19 protein-coding genes are annotated in these 26274 nt (G+C 64.5%); 7 read left to right on the top strand and 12 right to left on the bottom strand.

What is annotated here, in order from left to right; genetic code table 11:
* Positions 1-3 precede the first annotated feature (3 nt).
* Positions 4-2043 carry a TonB-dependent receptor family protein gene (locus U1702_RS01475; RefSeq protein ID WP_332721471.1) on the bottom strand — a complete coding sequence of 680 codons (2040 nt, stop codon included), beginning with the start codon at positions 2041-2043 and terminating at the stop codon, positions 4-6.
* Between the two features lie 68 nt (positions 2044-2111).
* On the bottom strand, positions 2112-2504 hold the full coding sequence (locus U1702_RS01470) for a DUF2946 family protein (RefSeq protein ID WP_332721470.1): 393 nt from the start codon (positions 2502-2504) through the stop codon (positions 2112-2114).
* A 74-nt stretch (positions 2505-2578) separates the two neighbouring features.
* Between U1702_RS01470 and U1702_RS01465 the strand changes: the two genes are divergently transcribed.
* From U1702_RS01465 to U1702_RS01455, 3 genes are read left to right on the top strand one after another with little or no spacing between them, the layout of a single operon-like run.
* Complete coding sequence (locus tag U1702_RS01465) at positions 2579-4099, top strand: fumarate hydratase (protein ID WP_332721469.1); 1521 nt, start codon at positions 2579-2581, stop codon at positions 4097-4099.
* Positions 4096-5016, top strand: coding sequence for an EamA family transporter (locus U1702_RS01460; protein WP_332721468.1), 921 nt, complete (start codon positions 4096-4098; stop codon positions 5014-5016). Before U1702_RS01465 ends, U1702_RS01460 begins: the two co-directional genes overlap by 4 nt.
* 53 nt (positions 5017-5069) lie before the next feature.
* The gene (locus U1702_RS01455) at positions 5070-6245 is read left to right on the top strand and encodes an MBL fold metallo-hydrolase (protein WP_332721467.1); all 1176 of its coding nucleotides are present in this window, start codon (positions 5070-5072) and stop codon (positions 6243-6245) included.
* Positions 6246-6339: 94 nt separating this feature from the next.
* On the opposite strand, the gene U1702_RS01450 is transcribed toward U1702_RS01455, so the two are convergent.
* From U1702_RS01450 to U1702_RS01415, 8 genes are all read right to left on the bottom strand, one after another.
* Positions 6340-6972 carry a DUF4198 domain-containing protein gene (locus U1702_RS01450; protein ID WP_332721466.1) on the bottom strand — a complete coding sequence of 211 codons (633 nt, stop codon included), beginning with the start codon at positions 6970-6972 and terminating at the stop codon, positions 6340-6342.
* An 18-nt stretch (positions 6973-6990) separates the two neighbouring features.
* A complete protein-coding gene (locus tag U1702_RS01445) occupies positions 6991-7266 on the bottom strand; it encodes a DUF3325 family protein (RefSeq protein ID WP_332721465.1) in 276 nt (91 codons plus the stop codon).
* Positions 7263-8858: a PepSY-associated TM helix domain-containing protein gene (locus U1702_RS01440; RefSeq protein WP_332721464.1), complete on the bottom strand. Its 1596-nt coding sequence runs from the start codon at positions 8856-8858 to the stop codon at positions 7263-7265. Before U1702_RS01440 ends, U1702_RS01445 begins: the two co-directional genes overlap by 4 nt.
* Entirely contained in the window at positions 8855-9166 is a 312-nt protein-coding gene (locus tag U1702_RS01435; protein WP_332721463.1) for a hypothetical protein, read from the bottom strand. The genes U1702_RS01440 and U1702_RS01435 overlap by 4 nt, the downstream gene beginning before the upstream one ends.
* Complete coding sequence (locus tag U1702_RS01430; protein ID WP_332721462.1) at positions 9163-11391, bottom strand: TonB-dependent siderophore receptor; 2229 nt, start codon at positions 11389-11391, stop codon at positions 9163-9165. The genes U1702_RS01435 and U1702_RS01430 overlap by 4 nt, the downstream gene beginning before the upstream one ends.
* 108 nt (positions 11392-11499) lie before the next feature.
* Entirely contained in the window at positions 11500-12792 is a 1293-nt protein-coding gene (locus U1702_RS01425) for a cytosine permease (protein WP_332721461.1), read from the bottom strand.
* Entirely contained in the window at positions 12789-13904 is a 1116-nt protein-coding gene (locus U1702_RS01420; protein ID WP_332721460.1) for an S-methyl thiohydantoin desulfurase family protein, read from the bottom strand. Before U1702_RS01420 ends, U1702_RS01425 begins: the two co-directional genes overlap by 4 nt.
* A complete protein-coding gene (locus tag U1702_RS01415) occupies positions 13894-15525 on the bottom strand; it encodes a hydantoinase/oxoprolinase N-terminal domain-containing protein (protein ID WP_332721459.1) in 1632 nt (543 codons plus the stop codon). Before U1702_RS01415 ends, U1702_RS01420 begins: the two co-directional genes overlap by 11 nt.
* A gap of 219 nt (positions 15526-15744) precedes the next feature.
* Here U1702_RS01415 and U1702_RS01410 point away from each other — a divergent pair, with 219 nt between their 5' ends.
* From U1702_RS01410 to U1702_RS01395, 4 genes are all read left to right on the top strand, one after another.
* The gene (locus tag U1702_RS01410) at positions 15745-18462 is read left to right on the top strand and encodes a helix-turn-helix transcriptional regulator (protein ID WP_332721458.1); all 2718 of its coding nucleotides are present in this window, start codon (positions 15745-15747) and stop codon (positions 18460-18462) included.
* Between the two features lie 206 nt (positions 18463-18668).
* Positions 18669-20789, top strand: coding sequence for a TonB-dependent siderophore receptor (locus U1702_RS01405; RefSeq protein WP_332721457.1), 2121 nt, complete (start codon positions 18669-18671; stop codon positions 20787-20789).
* A gap of 227 nt (positions 20790-21016) precedes the next feature.
* Entirely contained in the window at positions 21017-23158 is a 2142-nt protein-coding gene (locus U1702_RS01400; protein WP_332721456.1) for a TonB-dependent siderophore receptor, read from the top strand.
* Between the two features lie 66 nt (positions 23159-23224).
* Positions 23225-24955: an amidohydrolase gene (locus U1702_RS01395; protein ID WP_332721455.1), complete on the top strand. Its 1731-nt coding sequence runs from the start codon at positions 23225-23227 to the stop codon at positions 24953-24955.
* 3 nt (positions 24956-24958) lie between these two features.
* Here U1702_RS01395 and U1702_RS01390 read toward each other — a convergent pair whose 3' ends face one another.
* Positions 24959-25312 carry a hypothetical protein gene (locus tag U1702_RS01390; protein WP_332721454.1) on the bottom strand — a complete coding sequence of 118 codons (354 nt, stop codon included), beginning with the start codon at positions 25310-25312 and terminating at the stop codon, positions 24959-24961.
* A gap of 68 nt (positions 25313-25380) precedes the next feature.
* Positions 25381-26268: an alpha/beta hydrolase gene (locus tag U1702_RS01385; RefSeq protein ID WP_332721453.1), complete on the bottom strand. Its 888-nt coding sequence runs from the start codon at positions 26266-26268 to the stop codon at positions 25381-25383.
* Positions 26269-26274: the final 6 nt, after the last annotated feature.

Here is a 26274-nt window from a genome sequence, read left to right as displayed (position 1 = left end):
AGTTCAGAACCGCACCCGAATCCCGCCGAACAGCGAGCGGCCTTCGCCGGGGTAGAAGGTCGCCTGATCCGCGCCATTCGCATTCACCACAGCCCCGAACTCCGGCACATGAACGGTGTCAGTTAGGTTCCGGGCATCCAGAAACAGGCTGACCCCGCCCGACAGATCGACCCCCGCCGACAGATGCAGCAGCACATAGCCGGGTGCCTTGAAGCTGTTCCGATAATCGACCCACACATCCTTCGGTCGCCAGTCCAGCATCGGCTCGATCCACGCCCCCGATGGATGCTCGTAGCGTAGCGACGTCCGCAACTGATGCTCCGGCACCACCGGCAAGCGATTGTCGCCATAGGTCGCATCACCGACAAAGCTGAAGTCCGACCACGTCCACCCCTGCCGCAACCGCAACAGCGTGCCTTCGCTGTCGATGATCCGCCAATCGACGCTCGCCTCGATCCCCTGATGCCGCGTCCGGTCGGCGTTGAACACCGACGCCGGCACGTTCGGCGAGACGACGAAGTTCAGCATCTCGCCCCGGATCGACGCCCGATAAATCGCAACATCCCATGACCAGGCCCCGCTGCGTCCGCGCGTCCCGATCTCGGCCGTCCATGCCCGCTGCGGATCGACCGGCACGAAGTTGACGCCCGAAAAGCCGGCCTGCGCCAGTGCGCCGAACGTCGGTGGCTCGACCGAGCGCGTGAAGTTCGCATAGACCTGAGACCGTCCCTGCTCCCACAACAGGCCGAAACGCGGCGCGAACCATTCGTAATCGGTATCGTCGCCATTATTGAGCAGACGATTGTAAAAATCGCGGCTGGCATGGCCCCAGCTCGCCCCGGCGACAACCGCGAGCGAATCGACGACGAACAGGCGGCCCTCTGCGAACAGGTCCAGCCCGCTTGCCTCTTGCCGCACCGATCCGGTCCGCGCGCCGTTGTTGCCGCCGTTATTGACAAAGGTCTGCTGGTTCACCGCGCCGGTGCGGAAGGATGCGCCCAAAAACAGATCGGCCTTCCTGCCACCGATCTCGCCCGACAGGTCGAAGCGACCGAACGCGCCTTGGGTATGAATGTCCTGTTCGATGACGATCGAGATCGGGTGGCGCAAATTGGTGCCGGTGGCATAGACTCCGCCTTCGAACACCAGCCCGTTGGACAGGCGCAGGCGGGTTTGCAACGTGGCGCGCTTGACCTTCTGATCGCGCCGCCAGCGGTTTGTGTTGGCGGCAACGCTTGCCTGACGCGGATTGGCGCGGGCCTGCGTCAGCGTAAGCGTGCCGGGTACCGCCTGATCGATATCGGCGGCGGTGGCAATCAGGCGGATTTCGCTGTCCTCGCCGATGCGGTAGCCGAAGTTGATCGTCCCGCGCAGCTGCTCGCTGCCCGATCGCACGCGATAGCCATCGGCCTTATAGCCGCTGGCCGATCCCCAGGCGTCGAAGTCCCCGACGACCCCGCCCGCCGCGACCTGCCCGCGATAGCTGTCATAGCTGCCCGCCTCGGCGCGCAGCAATAACGTTGAGGGCGTGGTGCGACCGTTGACGGTGACGAGATTGACCGCCCCGCCCAGTTGCGCTCCGCCAAAGCGCAGCGCGTTGCCGCCCTTATACACCTCGATCAGCCGCGCGCTCAGCAAATCAACCTTCTGGAAGTCCGAAAACCCGTCGGCATCGGCGAACGACACGCCATTTTCGGCGATCAGCACGCCGCGCTGGTGAAAGCCCTGCCCGATCCCGGAGCCCCGGATCGACAGCCGTGATTCCTCGCCATAGCGCTTGTTCGACAACACCCCCGGCACATCGCGCAACACATCGGGCATGCCGATGGCGAGGCGATCCTCGAACGTCTCCGCCGCAACCACAGCGACCGATCCCGGCGTGCGCGAGAGCCGCTCGCGCGCTTCGGCGACGACGGGCGGATCGTCAGGGTTGGCTTTGCCGGTGACGATGATGTCCGGCTCCTTGTCCGATGGATCGGCGGCGAAAGCGGGCGACGACAGGCAGGTGGCGGCGAACAGCGCCGCCGCGTGGAACTTCTTCATGATATGCATTCCTGATCGGCGTGCGGGATCACAATCCCGCACGCTGGTTCGTTGATTTCAGCGAAAGATCAGGCGGAGACCGGCGGTCCCCGAAGCGGCGGATGCAGGTAGCGCGGGCGGAGCAGGGCGGGCAGAACGACCGCGACGAAACCCAGTGCAAGGATGAACACCAGCGCAGCGGCAAGCTGCACCGGATCGGCACCGGGCAGCAGCGCATCGGCAAACCCAGCAAAGGCACAGGGCTGGGCCGCAGTGCGGGTCGCCCCGTCCTCTTTAGCGGGCATGCCCGGCACGTCGATCTCGACCTGTTGCTGCCCCATGCCGGTGCAGACCATGACGATCATCTTGCCCCCGTCCATGACCGGCATGAACCCAGCGGGGACGACGATCTTCATCAGCACCGCCAGCGCGATTAGCGCGGCGGCGAGGCGCGGATGGGAAAGGATCAGCCCCCTGAACACGCCAGCGCGGTTAGCGGCTGGAAACCCGCCTGTCATCCGCTAAAGGAACCGCCAAACGCTTTACAGGACGGGCCATGGTCACCATCAAAACCGCCGATCTGATCGACAGCGTCGCCGACGCGCTTCAGTTCATCAGCTATTACCACCCGATGGATTACATCCGCGCGCTGGGCTTGGCGTATGAGGCCGAACAATCCCCCGCCGCCAAGGACGCGATCGCGCAGATCTTGACCAACAGCCGCATGTGCGCGGAGGGCCATCGTCCGATCTGTCAGGACACCGGTATCGTCAACGTCTTCGTCAAATGGGGCATGGACTGCCAGCTCGATGATACATCGGCGTCGTTGCAGGACGTGGTCGATGAGGGCGTCCGTCGCGCCTATCTCCACCCGGAAAACAAGCTGCGCGCCTCGGTCCTTGCCGACCCGGCCTTCACCCGCCGCAACACCCGCGACAACACCCCCTGCGTGCTCCATGTCGAGATGGTCACTGGGGACAAGGTCCATGTCGACGTCGCGGCCAAGGGCGGCGGCAGCGAGAACAAGTCCAAGTTCAAGATGATGAACCCGTCGGACCCGATCGTCGACTGGGTGCTGGAGATGCTCCCGCAAATGGGTGCCGGCTGGTGCCCGCCCGGCATGCTCGGCATCGGCATCGGCGGCACCGCCGAACATTGCGTCCTGCTCGCCAAACAGGCGCTGATGGAGCCGATCGACATGGGCCCGCTCAAGGCGCGCGGCCCCGCCAACGACCTCGAAGCGCTGCGCATCGAGATTTTCGACAAGGTCAACGCGCTCGGCATCGGCGCGCAGGGCCTGGGCGGGCTCTCGACCATCCTCGACGTCAAGATCCTCGACGCCCCCTGCCACGCCGCGGGCAAGCCGGTCGCGATGATCCCCAATTGCGCCGCCACCCGCCACGCGCATTTCACGCTCGACGGTTCCGGCCCCGCCTATCTAGAAGCGCCGAAGCTCGACCAATGGCCCGACGTCGACTGGCAGCCCGACCAGGCCGCGATCCGCGTCGATCTCGACACGCTCACCCCCGACGTCGTCCAGAGCTGGAAACAGGGCGCCCGCCTCCTCTTGAACGGCAAGATGCTCACCGGCCGCGACGCGGCGCACAAGCGCATCGCCGACATGCTGGCGGCGGGCGAGCCGCTCCCGGTCGAATTCGCCGGCCGCGTCATCTATTATGTCGGCCCCGTCGATCCGGTCGGCACCGAAGTCGTCGGCCCCGCCGGCCCCACCACCGCGACCCGCATGGACAAGTTCACCCGGATGATGCTGGAGCAAGGCCTGCTCGCCATGGTCGGCAAGGCCGAACGCGGCCCCGCAGCGACCGAGGCGATCCGCGATGCCAAATCCGCCTACCTCATGGCCGTCGGCGGCGCGGCCTATCTCGTCGCGCGCGCGATCAAGGGCAGCCAGGTCGTCGGTTTCGCCGACCTTGGCATGGAAGCGATCTACGAGTTCGAAGTCCAGGACTTCCCGGTAACCGTCGCCGTCGACAGCGAAGGCAACAACGTCCACCAGCTGGCGCCATTGGTCTGGCGTGAGAAGATCGCGCGGGAAAAGCTGCTCGAAGGGGCGTGATCACCTCTTCGATCTGGCTTCCCGCAACGCTGATCGCCGCCGTTCTTCAGCCCTGGCGCACGGCGGTTCAGCGCCGCGTCGGCAAGGAATTGTCGATCAACGCCACCGGGCTGGTCCGCTATCTCTACGGCCTCCCCTTCGCGCTGGGCATGGCGGCGACTTATCAACTCCTGCTCTTCCCCACTCCCTTCCCGGCGCTGGGCGGCTGGTTCCTCGTCTTTTGCGCGGCAGGCGGGCTGGCGCAGATCGTTGCGACCAATTTGCTGCTGATGGCGTTCGATCAGCGCAGCTTCGTCGTCGGCACGGCCTATTCCAAAACCGAAGCAGTACAGGGCGCACTGCTCTCGATCGCACTACTCGGCGAGCGACTTAACCTGCTCAGCTGGATCGGCATCGCGTTGGGTGTCGGCGGGGTGATGATCCTGTCGGCGGGTGGCAAGCGCATGACGCCGGGGGAGTTGTTCCGCGCTTTGGGTCAGCCCGGCGCACGCTATGGCATCGCCTCGGGGTTTTTCTTCGCGCTTACCGCCATCGCCATCCGCAGCGCGACGGTTCAGGTCGGTACGGATGACCCCATCCGCGCCGCGCTGATCGTGCTCGCCGTCACCGTCGCGTTGCAGACGCTGATGCAGGGTGGCCTGCTCGTCTGGCGCGAACGCGATCAGGTCGGCCCGGTGTTTCGCAGCTGGCGGATCTCGGGGCAAGTCGGCTTGCTCTCGTCGCTCGGCTCCGCTTGCTGGTTCACCGGCTTTGCCACCGCGCCCGTCGCCCTGGTCCGTGTGGTCGGCCAGATTGAGGTCGCGTTCACGATGGCGTTCGGCCATTTCTACCTTGGCGAGCGCGTATCGCGCAGCGAAGTCGCCGGCCTCCTGCTGGTGACGGCGGGCGTTGTCGCAGCGCTGGCCGGAAATCTGTGACGCGCGCGCAAGCGACCTTGAGTTCATTCGCCGCAACGCGCATCTGAACGCCGATGCAATTTTTCCGTCGGGTTCTGCGCTGGGCAGCCATCATTCTCCTCTGGCTCATCGTCGCGATCGGCCTCGCCGTGACGATCGTCCCGGAATATCTCGACCGCATTTATTATCGCGGCGCCGACAGCAGGCATTTCGACGGTGAGCGCTTCTTCAACCCCAACGGCGCCGACACGTCGGTCCCGCCCACCGGTGGCAACCGCGCCGGGTTCTTCGCACGCATGCTGCGACCCGATGACCGACCGGTCTGGCCGACCACCGTCGCGGTGACGAAGGACGCACCGCCCGCTCGCGTGACCGATGGCGCAATGCGCGCAACCTGGGTCGGGCATGCGACGGTGCTGGTTCAGGCCGACGGCCTCAACATCCTGACCGACCCGATCTGGAGCGACGTCGGCGGACCGTTCGGGCTGCTCGGCCCGCGCCGTGTCGCCGCACCGGGGATCGATTTCGGCCGGCTGCCGAAAATCGACCTGATCGTCGTCAGCCACAATCATTACGACCATCTCGACCTGACGACACTAAAGCGCCTGTGGGACAGCGATCGTCCGACGATCGTCACCAGTCTCGGCAATGACGCCATCCTGCGCTCGGCGGGGATCGAGGCGCGCGCGCTCGACTGGGGCCAGCGCACGCCGCTGCGTCCCGGCATCGACGTCATCGTCAACCGCAACCACCATTGGGGCAGCCGCTGGTTTACCGACCGCAACCGCGCGTTGTGGTCCAGCTTCGTCGTGACGCTGCCCGGCGGCAATCTGTTTTTCGCGGGCGATACCGGGGCGGGCGATTACAAATGGGCAGATCAGGCCGCCAGCTACGGCCCGATCCGCCTAGCCATCCTCCCGATCGGCGCGTTTCGATTCCAGGAAGGGCAGATGGACACGGCCAGCCATATCGGCCCCGGCGACGCGATGAAGCTGTGGAGCCGAATGGGCCGTCCCGTCACGCTGCCGATCCACTGGGGCACGTTCCGGCTGACGTGGGAGGGGTATTGGACGCCACCCCGGATGCTGCGCGCGGTTCAGGCGTGCGCGGGAGAGACTTCGGGCCGCTTTGCCCCGCAGAATATCGGGCGGGCTTGGGATATTCCGGCGCTTGGCGCTGCACCGCCGCCGGTGGCGGACGCGCGGATCGACGCGTGTTTGAAAACCCCGGCGGTCCGCGCACTGCGATAGATCACCCTCACCCTTCCGGCGCGTTGCGCCTCCCTCCCTCTCACACCGGGAGAGGGAAGAGCGCCGAAGGCGCGAAGGGTGAGGGCGACCCGCGTTACGGCGCGACAAAACTCGTCGTCGTCAGCCGCGTCAGGATCGCGACCTTTCCGCCAGGCGTAGCGAAATCGCCCTCATCCTTCACCTCAGCCTTGATGATGTAGCGACCGCTTTCCCGCGTCGTCACCGTGAACTGGCCGTTTGCGTCGGTCTCCAGCGCCATCATCCAGCGCTCCGGCGACACCACCGTCACCGGTATGCCAGCGGCGGCGGGCTTGCCCTCGCGGATCAGCGTAAAGGTGTTGCCGTTCGCCGCGACCGGCACGATCTCCAGCGGCATCAGCGCCTTGGTTTCAGCGCGGCCCGACCGGGCATAATAGGCACCGCCCGCGGCTTTGCCGTCCTCTGTCCACGGCTTGAAGATATTGTCGTCCCAGGCGCGCACGTCGCCGGGGGGCAGTGCCACCTCGATATAGCCCGGCCCGCGCGTCTGTGCGGCGGTGGAGGCGGGTACCAGCTTCGGTGCCTTCAGCATCGGGAAGGCGGGGTCGCCAGCGGCCGGGATCGGCTTTTCAGGTTCGCCCAGCCAGATCTGCGCCTTGCCGTTTGCACCGCGCTCGATCCACACTTCATGCGCCTGTGCGGCACTTACGACGCTCAGCGCCAGTGCGGCGATCAACAGCTTCTTCATGATACTCTCCTCTTGAACCTATTTTTGCCGCACGGGCAGGAAGTTGAGCGCCAAGAACACCAACCCGGCCCCCAGCATCAACAGCGCTACCCATAATATCGGGCCGAACACCCATCCTTGCGCCGCGATTGCGGGGGGAAAGGCGGCGGCTAGCGCAATCCACGCAGCGATCCGCATCCGCCGCACCGCCGTGTTTGGCAAAACCCTGCCCAGCCGCCTACGTTGATGATCGGCGACCGACAGCCCGAACAGCGCAAACGCCGCCAGCGCCAGCATCATGCTCAGCGCGGTCATTCCGCCGGCTCCATCTCGCGCGCCGGGATCGCCGCATCGCGCCGCCGCACCCGCCGTTCGGCTGGCTGGTGCCGCTTCACCCGCCGGGCAATGGCGAGAAACGCGATGCCGAACACCAGCAGCGACAAGTCGATTCCGGCGATCATCCAGTCGCCTGCCGCCAGCGTCGCCACCAACCCTTTCGACGTGCCCAACAGGTTATAGACCGGCAACGCCACCAGCAGCACGCCGGTCAGCCCCAGCAGCGCGACCCAATTGGGCTGGGGCCGCCGCACGACTGCGAGCAGCGATGCCGCACCCCACGCCATAAACAGGCAATGCACCTCCCACGCCGCGCGATCCGCCATGCCACCGGGCAACAACCGGTTGGCCCACAACATCACTGCAATCCCCAGGCACAGCCCGCCGATCGCCGCGACGTTCAGCCGCTCAACCAGCCGAAACCCGAAATAGGGCTTTGCCGGATCGGCCAGCCTCTCGCGTCGCTTGACCGTCCATAGCACCAACCCGCTGCCGACCATCACCGACCCGGCAACGCCGCACAGGAAATACAGAAAACGCAGCCACGGGTCGGCGAACCGCCCGGCATGCACACCGATCATCGCGCCAGCCGTCACCGATGCAGCGCCCTGTGGCGGGGCTATCCACACTGGCTGGCCCGTGGTGCCGTCATAGGTCAGTCGTGGCGTGCGCGACGACAGCATCGACTCGCCGGATCGTATCACGGTTACCCGCGCCGCCGCATCGCCCGGCTCGGTCACTTCGATATAGCCCGCCGTGCCACCGATCCGCTGCTCGGCATCGCGGACGATTGCGCTCAGATCGACCAAAGGCACGGGCCTTCCCGTCCGCTCGACCTCCGCCGCTTCAGGATACAGCGCGTCGTAAAAATCACCCTCGTCCGGGAATGCCGCCATCGTCGCCCAGGGCAGCAACGTCACCATCAGCGTGACCAGCCCGGTATAGGTAATCATCAGATGAAACGGCAGCGCCAGCACGGCGGTCGCGTTATGGCCGTCCAGCCAAGACCGCTGGCTCTTGCCCCGGCGCAGCGTAAAGAAATCGCGGAAGATCTTCTTGTGCGTCACGACCCCGCTCAGGATCGCTACCAGCATGAACAGCGCGGCGATGCCGACCAGCCACCGCGCCCAGATCACCGGCATGTAATAAAGGTCGAAGTGGAAGCGGTAGAAAAACTCCCCACCGCGCGTCTCGCGCGCTTCCGTCGGCCGACCGTCGGCACCGATCAGCGCCTGATTGCGGTTTCGGCCGCGGCGCGGTGTCTCGCCCTCCACCGGCTGCGGTCGCCACGACACTACCGCGCCGGGCATCTCGCGCGTCGGCATATAGAAGGACCAGCTTTTCGCTTCGGGTGCCTTGTCCGACAGGAACCGCTGCGCACCCGCCAGCACCACGTCCGGCTGCTCGACCTTCGCCAGCTCGGGCCGCATCCAGCGGTTCAGCCCCTCGCGGTAGAATGCGATCGTGCCGGTCACGAACACCGCGAACAGCAACCAGCCGAGCAACAGCCCGGACCAGGTGTGCAGGAACGCCTGCGACTGGCGAAAGCCCTTGTCGCCCGGCTCGCTCATCGCGCACCGCCGACGAACGACAGCCACAGCAATGCCCCGGCGACGGCACCCGCCGCTGCGATGGTCCAGAATGCGCGCCAGCCGCTCTTCGCCGCGAACGCCCACATAGCCGCCACCGCACAGATGACGAAGGCGATCAGCATCCCCGTCCCTGTCGCATTGGCGGCGCTCATCGGCAGGACACGCGACAGCGCCATCGCCCACAGGGTCGCCACCGCATAACCCAGCGGCAGCGCCGCGACGACGCGCAGGATCATGTCTCCGCGCCGCCGCCACGGCCCCTTGGCCCGTCCCGCTCGCTCACTCACGGGAAAGCGACCCTCAGCGTCGCAAACGCCGTGCGCGGGCTGCCATAGAAATTGCCGCGCCCGGTGGCGGAGATGCGCGAATAATAAGTGCGGTCGAGCAGATTGTTGACGTTGACCGACAGCGACACCTGTTCCGTCACCTTATACCCGGCACGCAGGTCGACCACGGCATAGCTGCCCTGCCGCACGATGCTGGATCGCGTGCGCAGGCTGCCATCGGCGTTGAACACCGCCGCATTGCCGCCCCAGGTCGAACTGAACCAGGTCAGGCCGCCGCCGATGCTAGCACCCTTCAGTACGCCGTCGGGCGCGACATAGTTGGTGAACGCCTTGACCGAATGTTCGGGAATCACCGGCACGAACGAAATCCCCTCGATCAGCGTGTCGCTGTCTTCCAGATACTTGCTCCGGGTGAAGCTGTAACCGCCGTTGATGCGCCATCCGGGCAGAATCTCGCCCGCCACCTCCGCCTCGATCCCGCGTGCGCGGACCTTGCCGATCTGGAACACCACGCCCGGCACCGCCGAGTCGGTGAAGAGGCGGTTGGACTGGGTGATCTGGTATCCGGCGAGCGACAGTAACAGCCGGTCGCCCATCAGCGACAGCTTGGTCCCCGCTTCATATTGCGCACCCATCAGCGGCTCGATCTGCGCGCCATCGGCGCGCGGCAGATTGGACGTCTGCGGCGCGAAGCTGTCGGCATAGCTGGCATAGACATTGAGGTTTCCGGTCACGTCCCACACCAGCCCGGCATAGGGCGTGAACCGCCCCTCGATATTATAGCCGGTCGGGTTGAGCAGGGTCGGCAACAGCGTCTGGTTGTTGGTATCCCACCACGTCAGCCGACCGCCGCCCACCAATGTCACCCCTGCCAGCGGGGACAGGCGCAGCTGGCCATACAGGCCATATTGCTCGACCTCGCTATAGGTCGCGCCCCATACTTGCGTCACCGTTTGCCCAGGCGCGCCGCCCTGCACCGGATAGGGCGGCAGCGGGCCATAGGGGTTCAGCGGTGGCTCGGCGGGCGACACCGGGTTGTACACATCGATCCGTGCATAGTTGGAAAGACGGGTGAAGTATGAACTGCCCGACTTCGCCTGATAATCCGCGCCCAGGATCAGCGTCTGATCGCGCCCGAACAGCGCGAAACTGCCGACGCCGTTGAAATCGAACGCCACCGTGTCCTGAAAATTGTCGCCGCGATAGGCGATGTGGTTGGTCCGTCCGTCGGTCGCGGTGATCGGCTGATTGCCGATATAGCTGTACACGTCGATGCGATCGACATTGGCGACCAGCCCGGTCGCGCGCAGCGTCCAGCGGTCGCTGATCTTGTGCGCCAGCTCGACGAACCCCGACCAGCTTTCCGAGCGGAAGCGATTCCAGTCCGCACCCAGATAGGTCGAACGGTCTATGTCGAGCAGCCGCCCGTCGCTGCCGTCCATCCCGCCGATGATGCCGGGCAGACCGGACTGGATCGCCGGCTTGAACCGGTCGTAATTGCCGCCGAAGGTCAGCGTCGTGCGGCTCCCGATCTCAACCGATCCGACCGCGAACGCGCCCACGCGGTTGCGGTGCGCGGTGTCGAAGAACTGGTCCTGATCCTGCACCATCGCGCCGACGCGCAGCCCGACACGGTCGCCGATCGGGGTGGAGGCGTCGATCTCGCCCCGGAAATTCCGGTAACTGCCATAACCCGCCGACGCCTGTGCCTTGAAATCGTCCAGCGGGCGCTTGCGCACCAGATTGATGCTGCCCGCCGGATTGCCCGATCCGCTGAACAGGCCCGCCGGGCCGCGCAACACTTCCAGCCGGTCATAGAAGAACAGGTCCGGCACCACCGCCGGAAAGCCGAACGCCATCGTCGCCACGCCATCGACCAGATAATTGTTGATCGCAAAGCCGCGCGACAGGAAGGACGGATCCTCGCTGCCAACGCCGTTGACGGTGATGCCCGGCGTTGCGGTCACCGCATCTTCCAGCGTGAACAGATTCTGCGCTTCGATCTGCTCGCGGTCGATCACGGTGATCGTGTTGGGCACGTCCTTCAGCGGGGTGACGGTCTTGCCGACTTCCTGGCCATAGCTCTTGCCCAGAATCACGACATCGTCATGCGCGGCGACCGGATCGGCACCCTCGCCATCGGCGGCGTCATTGGCATGCGCCGCCGCCGGAAACCACAAACCGACCGCTGCCGCACTCACCAGAAACACCCCGAACGTACGCATGCCAAACACCCTTTTCGCTGTTGCGAGGGCGCATTAGCCATGTTGTTGTTGCGAGTCACTAGCATTAGCGATAATTTATTCGATACTGGTGATGAATGTCGCGCGCCATCACCTCGCATCGACCGGGGCGAGAACTGCCTTTGGTGCCAGTCGAATCAACGCGAGATAGGCCAGCATCGCCAGGATCGTCGCGTCGATCATCGGCACCGTTGTCAGCGTCAACCCCAGCCGCTCCATCGCCAGCGCGACGACGATCGACCCCAGCCATACGCCGATCGCGGGCCAGCGCACCGCTGGCAGGTTCGCAATCGACACCCCCGCATCGCTGTTCCGAAAGGTGATGAAGGTGTCGATGACATATATCGCCGCGATCGGCGGGATCAGGATGCCCAAAAACAACAGGAACGGCACGAAGGAATCGATGATCCCCATCACGGCGAATGCGCCGCCGACCGCGCCACCGACACAGATGAACATCCACGGACGCACCTTGGGGAAGGTTGCGCTCATCGACAGGCTGGCCGAATAGAGATTGAGCGCATTTACCGTCCAGATCGACAGGATCAGGATCAATAACACCGGCAGGCCGAAGCCGGACATCACGACCAGCTTCATGATATCGGTCTCACCCGTCGCCAGCACGGGCAATGCGGCGGCGATGAGCAACAATGGCGTCGCTATCGGGAAGGACAGGATCATGCTCCACGTCGCGCTGCGCACGGTGCGGATATAGCGCGACAGATCGGGCATCGCCGCCACCGTCAGCATGTTGCCGCCGACCAGTGCGGACAGCGCGATGCCGAAACTCATCGGCACCGGCGGTGTCGCGGATCGTTCCAACACGATGCCGTAGCGGCGTGTCACGATCACCGCGACTGCGACGAGGATGATCCCCAGCAACGGCACCGCGATCAGCGCCAGCCGATCAAGCGCACGAAAACCATAGATGGTGGAAACCGTCATCAGAATGCTGCCCGCGATCACGAACGTCCCGAAATCGCCGGGGATGGCATAGCCCTGCCCCACCAGCGCCATGATCGCCCCGGCAAAGAACGACACGTTCACGCCGAACCAGCAATAATGCACGATGGCGACGACGATATTGACCAGCGCCGCGCCCCACAGGCCGAACGATCGCTGGATCAGCAGATAGGTGTTGAGCCGGGTACGGACGCTGACCCATGCGGTCAGGATCGCGCCGCCGCACAGGATCAGACCGGCCAGAAATGCGACGAGCACGCCGCCCCAGAACCCCAGCGCCAAGCTCGTCTGCGCGCCGTTCAGGAAGCTTGGCAGGGCAATCGCAAAGCTTGCGATAATAAGCGCGACGCGCCAGCCGGGGACTGTCAGATGCTCCGGAACCGGCGCATTTGCATATTCGCCGCCCGGTGCTGCGCTCATCCGTTGTCCCATCCGTGATGCCAGTCGTTTAGGGCCTCGATCGGCCGATATGTGTCACCAAAGCCGAACGCCGCAGGTCCGACGAAACTCAGCGCCCGCGCCTCGCGCAGCACCGCCGGCGCCGCCGCGCCGACGATCTTGACCCGCTGACCATATTTCAGCCGTTCCGTCGTGATCGAATCGGCGGTTTCAAGGTCCATTACGGTAATCAGATCCGGCACCATCGCCACCACCGCGCCGTCGCGCCGCGCAATCAGATTCTCGTTCTGGAACTCCAGTTCCATCATGCCGTCGCCCCCGAACCCCTCGATCACCACCCGACCGACCGAAAACCCGCCGCGCGTCTCACGCTCCAGATCGGTGATCTTGCCGTCGAACAGGCCGCCCGCATAGGGGTAAAGGCCGCTGGCGCGCAGCGCGGCGTAAAGCGCCTCGAACGGGTCGTCGCCATTTTCGCGCGCAAGGCGGATCGCCGCCCCCGCCGCAATCGCCGCCGACACGCTGCCACCGATCGCATGATCCTTGGCCTGTCGCCCGGTCAGCGGATATTCGACCATATGCGCGATGCCGCCGAGCGCGACCGACAGACCGCGCGCGATCCGTTCGTGCGTCAGATTGTCGTCGGTCTCGATCACCGTCAGCGATCCGCACGCGGCGGTCAGCACCGACGGACAGGCGGACAGGCCGTGAATGTTGAAGATCGCCATCTGCGACTCGGGAAAAGCCCGGCCCATGCCGTCTGCATCCACGACCGGCACGCCCAGCCGTGCCGCGCTCATCAAGGGGGCGAGGCCATTGCCTCCGCCGATCTCGATCGGCAGCACCGCGTCGATCTTACGGCCCAGCTCCTGCTCCAGCCGCCGCAGCCCGGCCAGCGCCTCTCGCCCGCTCGGCAATTTCTCGACCGACACGGTCGGCGCGCCGATCCAGCCGCACGGCACGACCAGCGCATCATCCGCCAGATCGTCGAGCGCGATCATGTCGAATGCGTCGCGGTGCGCCAGTTCGGCTTCGCCCAGCAAACGACTGTAATAAGGGTCACCCCCGCCCCCCGATCCCAGAAATGCGGCTCCGGAAGCGAGATCGAGCAGCGCCGTGCGATCAATGCGCATGCTGGGCAACCGCCTTTTTGGTAGGAACGGCGGCATCATCGCGCGCTTGGGTGGCGAGATCGCCGACGGCGCGGACGCGCAACTGGGCGGCACGGCCCGGAAGATAACTCAAGAACACTTCATCCACTTCCACGATTTTAACGGTTGCTGCGTCGCCGCCCGCCGCCACGACCCGTGCTGTCACATCGGCACGCATATGGTCCAGCGCGGTCGCGCGCGGGATATGGTCATAGGCGACGATCTGTTCGACTTGCGCCCCGACCTGCGCAATTGCCGCGCCCACGGCATTGGCGACGGCGGCGTGTGGCGGACGCACGACCTTTGCAGCCCCTTTCAGCGTATCGGCGATCAGGAAATTGCCGCCGCCGACCGCCAGGATCGTCGCATCGCCGCGCGACGTTTTCATCCGGTCGACGCTTTCCTCGAGGATCGTCTGGAACCGTCCCCAGATCGCGCCGAGCGCGGCGGGGCTGAATTGGGGCAACCCTGCCCGGTCGCCGAACGCCGCGCGACCGGCGGCCACCGCCACATCGCTGGTCGTCAGCGTCTTGCCGCCGAACAGCATCCCTTCCTGCGCAATCCTGAAGCCCACCGAATCCGGCCCGACCCGCAATGCCTCGGGCGGAATATCCCCCGCCGCATAGAAAGCGGGGTCGAGATGCACCCGCGTGCCGCCGCCGAGGCCGATGGCGAGAATATCCGGCATGCGGAAATTGGTGCGCACCCCGCCGATATCGACCGCGATCGACGACTCCCGGGGAAACCCGCCCGCCAGCACGCCGATATCGGTTGTCGTCCCGCCGACATCCATCACGATCGCGTCCTGCACGCCGGTCAGGAAAGCCGCGCCGCGCATCGAATTGGTCGGCCCGGATCCGATCGTCAGCACCGGGTTCGCCGCCGCCTGTGGCGCGGAGATCAGGGTGCCGTCATTCTGCGAAATAAACAGCGGCGCTGCGATGCCCAGATCCCGCAGCGCGCGCTCGAAAGACGCCACCACCGACGCCGCCAGCTTCGACAGCGCCGCGTTTAAAATCGCCGCATTCTCACGCTCGATAAAGCCGATCCGCCCGATCGTGTTCGACCGCGTGATGCTGGCCGTGGGATGCACGTCGCGGACGATCGCCGCCGCGCGCTCCTCCATGCTGGCGTTGACCGGGGCGAACGCGCTGCTGATCGCGATCGCGTCGATCCCGCGCGCCTTCAGCGTCTGCGCTGCAGCACGAACCTTGCCCTCCTCCAACGGCGCAATCTCTCGCCCGTCGACCTCGTATCCGCCGGGCAACAGGAAGATGTGATCGCCGATGCCGCGCGCCAGATCGGCGGGCCATCCGGTCAGCGGCGGGAGCGCCTCGCCTGACGGGCTGGCCAGCCGCAGGATGCCGACGGGGTCGAGCTTATTCCGTTCGATCAGCGCGTTGGCGAAGTGCGTGGTGCCGATCATCACCGACTGGACCGCCGTCGCGGCGACTCCGCCCTGCGACAGCACGGATTCGGTCGCGGCGGCCACGCCCGAACTGACATCGGCGGTGGTCGGGCGCTTCGTCCAGGCGACGATCGCGCTTCCGTCCATCAACACGGCGTCGGTGTTCGTCCCGCCAACATCGACACCAATCCGCACCAACCTGAACTCCCGCCCCACTGCACTGTCATTAAGGGTGCGGGCGCAAGCCTCTGTCCGCAACGCGAAAAACGGGTGCCGGGCCTCGGGGAACGGGTAATGACAGGGGGTTTCCGGGTAATCCCGGCCCCGTCGCTTGAGCGCCATGAAATCGTAACATAGGCTTGCGGCACAAATGGGATAGAATGCGCAGACGGAGGTCTCGACGGACAACGCCCGATGGATGAAATGATCCACACCAAGCTGGCCCCTCCGATGTGGATGGGCAACCAGATCCGGCGCGATTTGCTACTGGCGCGGCTCGATGTCGCGCTCGAACGCCGCCTCACCCTCATTCAGGCACCCGCCGGCTATGGCAAGACCAGCCTGTTGTCGCAGTGGAAGGAACGGTTCGACCCAGCGAATGTCCTCGTCGCGTGGCTGACGCTGGAGCGCGACGATTCCGACCTGCGCCGCCTGACCCGCTATATCGCCCTCGCGCTGGAAGGTGCCGGACCGCACGACATGACCGGGGATGAGGGCGATCGCATGGCCGCCAGCCTGCCCCCGCGCGCCGCCGTTTCGGCAATCGTCAACCGACTGGCGCAGGAAAAACGCACGGTGGTGCTGATCCTCGACGATTTCCACCGCGCCGAAAGCCCGGAGGTCGACGCATTCGTCCGCTCGCTGATTCAGCTTGCGCCGCCGAACTGCCATTTCATCGTCGCCTCGCGCGATTATCCGTGGTTGGGCCAGTCGATCCTTGCTGCCGAAGAGCAGCTGGTCGAACTTACCGCCGACGATCTCAAATTCTCGTCGCACGAGGCGGAGGCATTGCTTGCCCGCGCGCTCGACGGGAGTGTGGGCGAAGGCCTGGCCGGCGACGATGTCCGCAGCATCGTCGAGCGGACCGAAGGCTGGCCGATCGCACTGCAACTCGCCTCGCTCTCGCTGAAGCGCGGCGCGGATCACCGCCGTCTGGTCGAGCAATTCCGCGGTCCCAGCTCCGAACTGGCACGCTATCTGTCCGAACAGGTGCTGATGACGATGCCGGAGGAGACGCGCGAAATCGTCATCCGCACGGCGTTGCTCGACCGGCTGACCGGCGATGCCGTCAATTTGCTGTGCGACCGGCAGGACGGCTGGATGGTGCTGGAGCGGCTGGAGGAACAAGGCGTGTTCCTGACGCCGCTCACCCCCGAGCGGCAAGCCTATCGCTATCACCAGCTGTTCGCCGAACATCTGCGCGAGCGCCTCGCCCGCCGAGACAGTGCGCAGTTTCGCGCGCTCCACCGCCGCGTCGCCGCCTGGTTCGCCGAACGCGGCGAAACCGCAGAGGCGGTCAGCCACGCCATTCAGGCCGATGACGATGCGATGCTGGCGACGATTCTGGAGGATGCCGGCGGCTGGCGGCTGATCCCGCTCGGCCATCAGGCGATGATCCAGCGCGGGCTGGAAAAACTGCCCGCCGCGATCGTCGCCGTGCGCCCCCGCCTCGCCCTCGCCCGCGTCTATCTTGAGATCAAACGCGGCGAACTGACCACCGCACGCGCCGATTACGACAGCTTTGCCGCAGCCGCCACCGACCTGTCACCCGACCAGATGACTGAAATCCGCGTCGTCGGCGATGTGCTCGCGGATTATGAGAACGAGCCGGTCACGCTCGACGATCTGCTCTCCCGCGAAGCCTTGCTGCGCACATTGCCGTCCAACGATCACCTGGTGTTCGCCAATGTCAGCGAGACGCTGGGCGCAAAGTATTTCGAGGGCGGTTGGCTGGAGCGCGCGCTAGAACCCACGCTCGCCGCGCGCGAACATTATCAGGCGATGGGATCGCTCTACAGCGACGTGTTCACCCGCTTCCTCGAAGCGCGCATCCGTCACGCACAGGGGCGGGTCAAGGATGCGACCGCGATCCTGACCGCGACACGGCTGGAGATCGGCAGCGGCTTTGGCGACCGCTCCGACCTTGCCGCCAATTGCGCCGCGTTCGAGGCGGAGCTGCTGTATGAACAGGATCAGCCCGCCGCCGCGATGGCGCTGCTCGACTGGGCGGTGCCGCATATGGAGCAGTCGGACGGCTGGACCGACGTCTATGCCGCCGCCTATTTCACCGCCGCGCACGCGCTGGCCGCCGACGGATCGGTCGAGTCGGCGCAGGAAATGATCGCGCGCGCGCGTCGTCTCGCCAGTCGCCGGCGGCTGCGACAACTCGATCTGCTGGCTGGGCTGTGCGAGCTGGACCTGCTGATCCAGCATGGTGAGGATAGTGCTGCAGCCCACGTCGCCGCCGACGCCATCGACCTCAATGCGCTCGCTCAGGCGTCTGAGGCGGATATCACCGTCCATCGTCCGGTCGTGACCGCCGCGTCGCTGTGCCGGATCAGACTCGCCCTCCTCGACGGCGAGCATGAAGCGGCGCTCACCGAACTCACCGACCTCCGCCGCTGGGCGACCCAGCATGGCGCTGGCCGATTGCTGATCGATGTGAATATCCTGCTCGCTTACGCCCATCGCACAGCGGGCGATGCCGCACAGGCGCGTGCGTGTTTCGACGACGCGGTTGGCAGCGCGATGTTTCAGGGGATCGCCCGCCCGTTCATCGACGCGCGCCGTTTCGCCGAACCGTTGCTCAACGAAACATTGGGCGGGACCGGCCAGCTCGATCGCTTTCGCGGTCAGTTTCTCAAAGGCATCGCGCGCACGCTCGCATCACGCCCCGCCACCGGCCCCGCACCCGGTCTGCTCAGCGATGCCGAATCCGCGATCCTCGAGCATCTCGGCTTTGGCTATTCGAACAAGGAAATCGCGCGGCTGATCGGCATGTCGCCCGATACGGTCAAATACCGCCTGAAATCGGTGTTCAAGAAGATCGGCGTTCACAAACGCCGCGACGCGGTGCGCGTGTTGCGCGAACGCGGCTTTATTTCGAGCAGCGGCACCTCGCTGGCCGACTGAGTCGGCGAATGCATTTGAGACGGTATCGGGTAAGCGAACCCGATTTACCCATATTGCGACGCATTTACCCTGAAAACCACATAGCGATTGACCGCATCTGCGCTTGAATGCGGCGGCGAGGAGAACGGCCCATGCAACAGACACGGGCGGCTCTGACTTCAGATCTCGGGGAAGGGAATTTGTACATGATGAAGCACAAGAGGCATATGCGTATGAAGTCAGCGACCGGTTTGCGGCTGGCGTTGCTCGCCGCATGTTGCGTTGCCGCGCTGCCGGGGTCTGCAGTGGCGCAGGACGCCGATGAAGATGCCAGTGGCGAGGACGTCACTGTTACCGGATCGCGCGCGCAAACCGGTACCAAGACCGACACGCCCCTTATCGAAATCCCGCAGTCGATCAGCGTCATCACCGCGCAGGAGTTTCAGGACCGCTCGGTCGTCGATTTCCAGGACATCTATCGCTACAGCGCTGGCGTCGCCGCGCCGGGCAGCGTCGATTCCCGCGGCGATTTCGTCATCACACGCGGCTTTGCGGCGGCCCAATATGTCGACGGGCTGAAGCGCATGCCCGACTTCATTTATGGCGCGCGGCTCGAAGCATTTACGCTGGAGCGGGCCGAAGTGCTGCGCGGCCCTTCCTCAGTGCTGTACGGTGCGGGTGGTCCCGGCGGCGTGCTGAACGGTGTCAGCAAAATGCCGCAATTCACCTTCGGCGGTCAGGTCGGCGTGCTTGGCGGCACCGATGATCGCATTCAGGGTCAGCTCGACGTCACCGGCCCGCTCAGCGACAATGTCGCGGCACGCTTCGTCGGTCTGGTCCGCGACGGCAAGACCCAGTGGGGAACGCCCGACGATCGCTGGCTGATAAACCCGTCGATCCGGCTTCAGGCGGGCGAGGCGACCGACATCACGCTGATTGGCCTGTGGCAGAAGGACAAGCAGGGTTCGCTTGGCTATTCGCCGCTGTACAAGTCGTTCCTCGCCCCCGCCGGGGTGCGCAAGGTCGACTTCAATTTCTATCAGGGTGAGCCGGGCTTCAACGGCATGGATACGGAGTATCTCTCCGCCGCGCTGATCCTGTCGCACAAATTCACCGAGAACGTCGCCTTCCGCAGCGCGACGCGATTCAGCCACATGGATACCGATTACAAGGAAGTGTATCTCAACTACCTCGCCAACCCGTGGGCGGATGCGGCGGAGACGATGCACAAGCGCGAATTCTATGTGAATTACGAGAAGAGCAACGTCTTCAACACCGACAACAACCTGACCTTCGATTTCAACACCGGGCCGATCGAGCATAAAGTCCTGCTCGGCATCGATTATACCCGCTTCAACCAGACGAAGAGCGAAGGCTTCTCCTACGACAATATCATCTTCCCGCCCGGCCTGCCGTTCGGCTCGCCGCCGCCGATCAACATCTATAATCCGCAGCCGACCGCACCGTTCGCCTTCGGGGCGTTCAACTTCCTCGATTACAAGAGCACGCAGCTGGGCGTGTATCTACAGGATCAGATCAGCTTCGCCGATCGCGTCCATGTCGTGCTGGGCGTGCGTCGAGACCGGGCGACGTCGCAGCGCAACGGCGTGAACGAGGAGCCGAACGTCGCCTGGTCGTTCCGTGGCGGCATCAGTGCCGAGGTGGTCGATGGCGTGTCGCCATACTTCAGCTACGCCGAATCCTTCCTGCCCGTTCCGGGTGGCGACTTCTTCGGCAACCCGTTCGTGCCGCAGCTGGGTCGCCAATTCGAGGGCGGCGTGAAGATCCAGCCGTTCAGCGGCGCACTGTTCACCGCATCCTATTTCGACATCGTCGAATCGAATTACGTGTCGCAGGATCCAGTCAACATTCAGAACTTCCTGCAGGGCGGCTCGATCCAGTCAAAGGGGTTCGAGGCTGAACTCGTGATCCGCGTGCCCGACAATTACGAGTTCACCGCATCCTACAGCTATATCGACGCCAAGGGCAAAGAGGCCAGCACCACGCTCGCTGCCGGGAACCGCGTGCCGGGCCAGCCGCGCCACATCGCATCGGCATGGGGATCGAAGACCTTCCTGTTCGGCAACGACTGGAAGCTGCGTGCGGGCGTTGGCGTGCGCTACATCGGTGATCGCATCGACTCGAGCCAGACGCTGCTGAACCCGGACGTCACGCTGGTGGATGCGATGCTCTCACTGTCGAAGGGCCTGTGGACGCTGTCCGTCAACGGCAGCAACATCCTGAACAAGCAATATTATGATCTCTGCTCTTCGCTTGGGCCGACCAACGGTTCCTGCGTCGCGGCGAAGGACCGCAATATCATGGCGGGAATTACCCGCAGGTTCTGAAACTCCCGTAAATGACAGTGCCGGGGCCACGTCCGCGTGGTTCCGGCATTTTTGTCCGGTGTCCGGCGGGACAGCCTTGTGCCCCGCCCGTTTACCCACTTGCTGTCCCACTTACCCCGAAAACCGCGTGGCATGTCGCCCGGTCTAGGATTGAATGCACTCGGGAAGATCGACCTGCCCGAAAAGCGGCGGGCGGTTTGCAGGGACATTCGGGGAAGGGGCATCACATGACCAAGCATAAAGGACACCACATCGCAGCGCGGGCGTTGCGCCGCGCACTTTTGACCGCCTGCTGCATCGCGGCGCTGCCGGGCATCGCGGCCGCGCAAGACAAAAGCGACGACGACGAAGTCACCGTCATCGGTTCTCGCACCGTCACCGGCACCAAGACCGATGCCGCGCTGACCGAGATTCCGCAGTCGGTGAGCATCATCACCAGTGAGGAATTTCAGGATCGCGCCGCCGTCGATTTTCAGGACATCTTCCGCTACTCGGCCGGTGTCCAGACGGAGCGCAGCGGCCTCGACACGCGCGGCGATTTCTTTTTCTCGCGCGGGTTCGAGACCGTCCAGTATCTCGACGGCCTCAACCGCATGCCCAGTTTTGTCTATGGCGCGCGCATGGAGGTGTTCACGCTGGAGCGCGCCGAAGTACTGCGCGGCCCTTCCTCGACACTCTACGGCGCGGGCGGCGTCGGCGGTCTGTTCAACGGGGTCAGCAAAAAGCCGCGCGAGGAATTCGGCGGTGAAGTCGGCGTCGTTTTCGGCACACAGGGGCGCAAGGAAGCCCAGTTCGACGTGACCGGAAGCCTGACCGACGGCGTGTCGGCCCGCCTTGTCGCATTGGTCCGCCACGGCAACCTGATCCACGAGTCACAGGACGATAATCGCTTTTTGGTGATGCCGTCGATCAGCTTCCGCCCGACCCCGGACACCGAGATCACCTTGCTCGGCCTGTACCAGAAGGATCGGTTGGGCACGCAGACCTATGTGCCGATCACCAAGACGATCGGCGCGGTCAACGCCGCCGACCGGGTCGATCCGCATCTGTTCGTCGGCGAGCCCGACTTCAACCATATGGATTCGGATTATAAGGCGCTGTCGCTGCTGGTGACCCACAATTTCGGCGATGTCGCCACGTTCAACAGCCGCTCGCGCATCTTCGGCATGGAGACCGGCTATCAGGAAATCTATGGCAATGGCACCAAGGGCTATGCCGACCCGGCCACGCGCCGCATCATCCGCCGATCGGTCTATCTGCTCGACGGCAATTATGACGGTTATGCCAGCGACAACAATCTCGCGCTGAAGTTCGACACCGGCCCGCTCGAGCATCAGCTGCTGTTCGGTATCGACTATACCTATTTCCATGCGCGGACGGGCGAGGCATTTCCCGCCACGCCGGACTATCCGCTGGACGCGTACAATCCGGTCTATGGCGTCAACATCACCACGCCGCCGCTGACCAATTTCAACGAGGTCAAGAACACCAATTTCGGTTTCTATGCGCAGGAACAGATCCGCGCATGGGATCGCGTCACGCTGGTCGCCGGTGTGCGCCGCGATCGCGTCACCTCACGGACCGTCACCACCATCACCACCCGCGCGGTCAATCCGACCGTGGCCAGCCCCCCGCCAAACTCGGCATGGACGTTCCGTGTCGGAATCATCGCCGATCTGGTCGAGGGCGTCTCACCCTATTTCAACTATTCGGAATCGTTCCTGCCGCGTTTCGGCATCACCTTTGCCGGCATTCCCTATGTGCCACAGGCCGGTCGCCAATATGAGGCGGGCGTGAAGTTCGAGCCGATGCGCGGTTCGCTCATCACCGTGTCGCTGTTCGACATCAAGGAATCGAACTATATCAGCCGCGACCCCAACAACATCCAGAACTTCATTCAGGGCGGATCGGTCGGATCGAAGGGCGTCGAGCTCGAGGCCAATATGCGCCTGCCCGGGGACACGCACCTCACCGCCAGCTACAGCTACACCCAGGCAAAGGTTCTGACCGCAACATCGTCCGCCGCAGCGGGCGCACGCATCGCCAATCTGCCGGAGCATCAGGCAACCTTCTGGGCGACCAAAGGCTTCGACCTGTCAAACGACATCGGCCTGAAAGTCGGCGGCGGTGTCCGTTACAACAGCAGCAAGATCGACTCCTTCGCAAACTTCGTGACGCCCGACTTCACCGTCGCCGACGCGATGGTCGAGCTGACCTATGGCGAGGGCTGGACCTTCGGGATCAACGCCAGCAACATCTTCGACACGACGATCTACACCAGTTGCAGCCGCAACCCGGCCGCGCCGGAGGGTTATTGCTACCTCTCGCGCGATCGAACGATCCTCGCGTCGATCCGCAAGAAGTTCTGAACCACCCCCAATGGGCCGGAATCGTCACGCGGTTCCGGCCCTTTTTTAGTATATCAGGAGTCCCCGATGCTGCACGCCCCCGCCCCGCTTCGCCGCGCCGCGATCCTCCTGGCGCTGAGCGCAAGCGGCAGCGCGCTCGCCGGTCAGCGGGTCACCGCCGACACGATCATCACCAACGCGCGCATCTATACCGTCGACAAGAAGCAGCCCTGGGCGGAATCGGTAGCGATCCGTGACGGCAAGATCGTCGCGGTCGGCAAGAAGGCAGCAACCGCGAAATTCAGGGGCAGCGCGACCAAGATCGTCGATCTGGTCGGTCGCCTCGTCCTGCCCGCATTCGGCGATGCGCATGCGCACCCGCTGTTCGGTGCCTTGTCGTTCACGCGCTGCTCGCTGCACAATGGCAAGACGATCGAAGATTATCAGGCGATCATCCGCAAGTGCATTGCCGACAATCCCGGCACCGGCACCATCTTTGGCGCCGGATGGGAGGATTCGCTGTTCCCGCCCAACGGCGTGCCGCACAAGAAATATCTCGATGCCGTATCGACCACGCGACCGCTGATCTTCGATTCGGTCGGCGGCCATACCAACTGGGTAAACTCCAAAGCGCTGGAAATGGCCGGGATCACCAAGGATACGCCGGACCCGGTGAACGGCACCATCGACCGTGATCCCGCGACCGGCGAACCGATCGGCGGGTTGCAGGAATCGGCGCAGGCGCTGATGGCAAAGCTGATCCCGCCGGTGACCGACAAGAACATCCAGGACTCGGTCAAATATACCGCAAAGCTGTTCAACAGTCTGGGCATCGTCGCGTGGAACGACGCGGGCGTCGAGTTCGACGATCAGGGCGGAAGCCGCATGGTCGACGCCTATAAGGCGGTGAAGGACGAGGGCGCGCTGACCAGCTACATCACCGTTTCGCTCAAATGGAAGAACGAGCGCGGCATGGATCAGCTGCCCGGCCTGTTGAAGGCGGTCGAGCGGGCCAGCGCGAGCGGGGTGCTGACCAACACCGTCAAATTCTATGTCGACGGCGTGATTCCGCAAAAAACCGCCTATATGCTGGCACCGTACGAAGGCGACACCGCGCGCGGCGCGCCGCAGATCAGCCCGGACATGCTAAAACAGGCGGTTACCGCGGTCGATGCCAAGGGGCTCCACGCCTTTCTCCACGCGATCGGCGACGGCGGCGTGCGCATCTCGCTCGACGCGGTCGAGGCGGCGCGCAAGGCGAGCGGCAAATCGTCGATCCCGCACATGGTGACGCATCTCAACGTCGTCGATCCGGCGGACCAGCCGCGCTTCGGCAAGCTCAACACCTATGCGCAGTTCCAGCCGACCTGGTCGTCCTGGTATCCGTACATGGAGCTGACCGAAGCGGTGATCGGCAAGAAGCGGATGGAATCGATTTATCCGGCGGGCAGCATCGTCAGTTACCGCGGCAAGCTCGCTTACGGAGCCGACTGGCCCGTCGCCACCGCCAACCCGATCGAGGGGCTGGAGGTCGCCATGACCCGCCGTACCGCTGGGGATGCGAAGGCAAGGCCGTTGCTGAAGAAGGAGGGCGTGACACTGGCCGAGGCGATCGAAAGCCACACGCTCAACGTCGCCATTGTCAACGGGATGGACAAGTTCACCGGCTCAATCGTCGCGGGCAAGAATGCCGATTTGGTCGTGATCGACCGCGATCTGTTCAAGATTTCGCCCTATGAAATCTCAAAGGCAAAAGTGCTGGCGACGGTGTTTCAGGGCAAGGTGGTTTACGGGGATCTCGGCGAGGTTACGCCGTAGCGGTCAATCGCATATAAAACCTCGCCCGCCCTCGCCGCACACAAGATATGTGCCGTCGTCCGAGCGGCGCAGATGAAAGAGAAATGCGCGACCCTGCGATCGGTAGGTGTGAGCAATATACTGAATTCTGAGCAGCTCGGACGGCGGACGTCCGCTGACGACGCGCGTGATGCGCAACCGCGCCGTGATGAGACCATTGAGGCCGAGTTCATCAAGCGATTCAGAATATTCCTGCTGGTCCAGCTTGCCGAATACGACAAGGTCGCCCGCATCGCGGACCAAGCTCGAACCCGCCGCTGTTCCCGACAAGAACGCCAAGGCAAGCAAGCGTGATAGCCATCGCATATCGAGACTCATAGCGCCCCGTGGTTAGGTCGCAATATTCGATGACGCACGGCATCTAATGCTGGCCGCTTACCCCGCCCTCACGGCCACGCCAGCGCAAACCGCAGCGTGTCGGTCACCGCGCGCACCGGCACCGTCATATGTCCCTCATCGGCATAAACATGCGACTGTACGCGAAGGCCGTGCGCCGACAGCGGCTCCATCCGCTTTACGAACGCCTCGCCGTCCCAACGTTCGAGGATCGCCTCCTCGCGCTCGCCCGACACCACCAGCAGCCGCGCGACCCGTCCGCCCTTGCCTGCCTGCAACCGCGCGACGAAATCGCGTTCCTCCTTCAGCGTCAGCGCCTCGTGCCAGAACAGCGACGGGCTGGCGGCGATGATCGCGTGAAAGGCGTCCGGCCGGGTGAACAGCGTATGGGTGGCAAACAGCCCGCCCAGCGAATGGCCGAACAGTGACTGGCGCAACGGGTTCGTCTTGTACCGCGTCCCGATCTCCGTGCGCAGCTTGCCGGTCAGGAAATCGAGGAACCGGTCCCAACCGCCATACTTCTCCTTGGCGAACTTGGCATAGGCGGCGGAATCTGTCGCCGCACCGGTGAAATCGTTCAGACGCCGCATGTCATAGGCCTGATGGGTCGGGTACCCAACCCCCACGACGATCATCTCGCTGCCCTTGGTCCATCCGATCATCCGCCGCGTCTCGGCGAACGCCGCGAACATCGCGTTGCCGTCGAGTACGTAGAGCACCGGCCAGCCACCCTCGGGCGGTTCACCCTCGGGATAGGATACGAAGATGCGATAGATGTCGCCGTGATTGGCCTTTATATCCCACATCGCGGTGAAGGGCATGGTGTAGCCCGGCGAGGCGGGGGCCACGGCGGGTTTCACCGTCTGCGCCTGCGCCGCCAGCGGGGCTGCGATGGCGATGCTCGCGATCCCCGTGCCGATCGTCCACAGCTTCATCATCGATCT

The sequence above is a fragment of the Sphingomonas sp. LT1P40 genome, assembly GCF_036663835.1.
In the GTDB taxonomy this organism is placed as follows: domain Bacteria; phylum Pseudomonadota; class Alphaproteobacteria; order Sphingomonadales; family Sphingomonadaceae; genus Sphingomonas.
The sequence above is the reverse complement of the archived record's forward strand: the minus strand, read 5'-3'. Positions and strand labels throughout refer to the sequence as shown.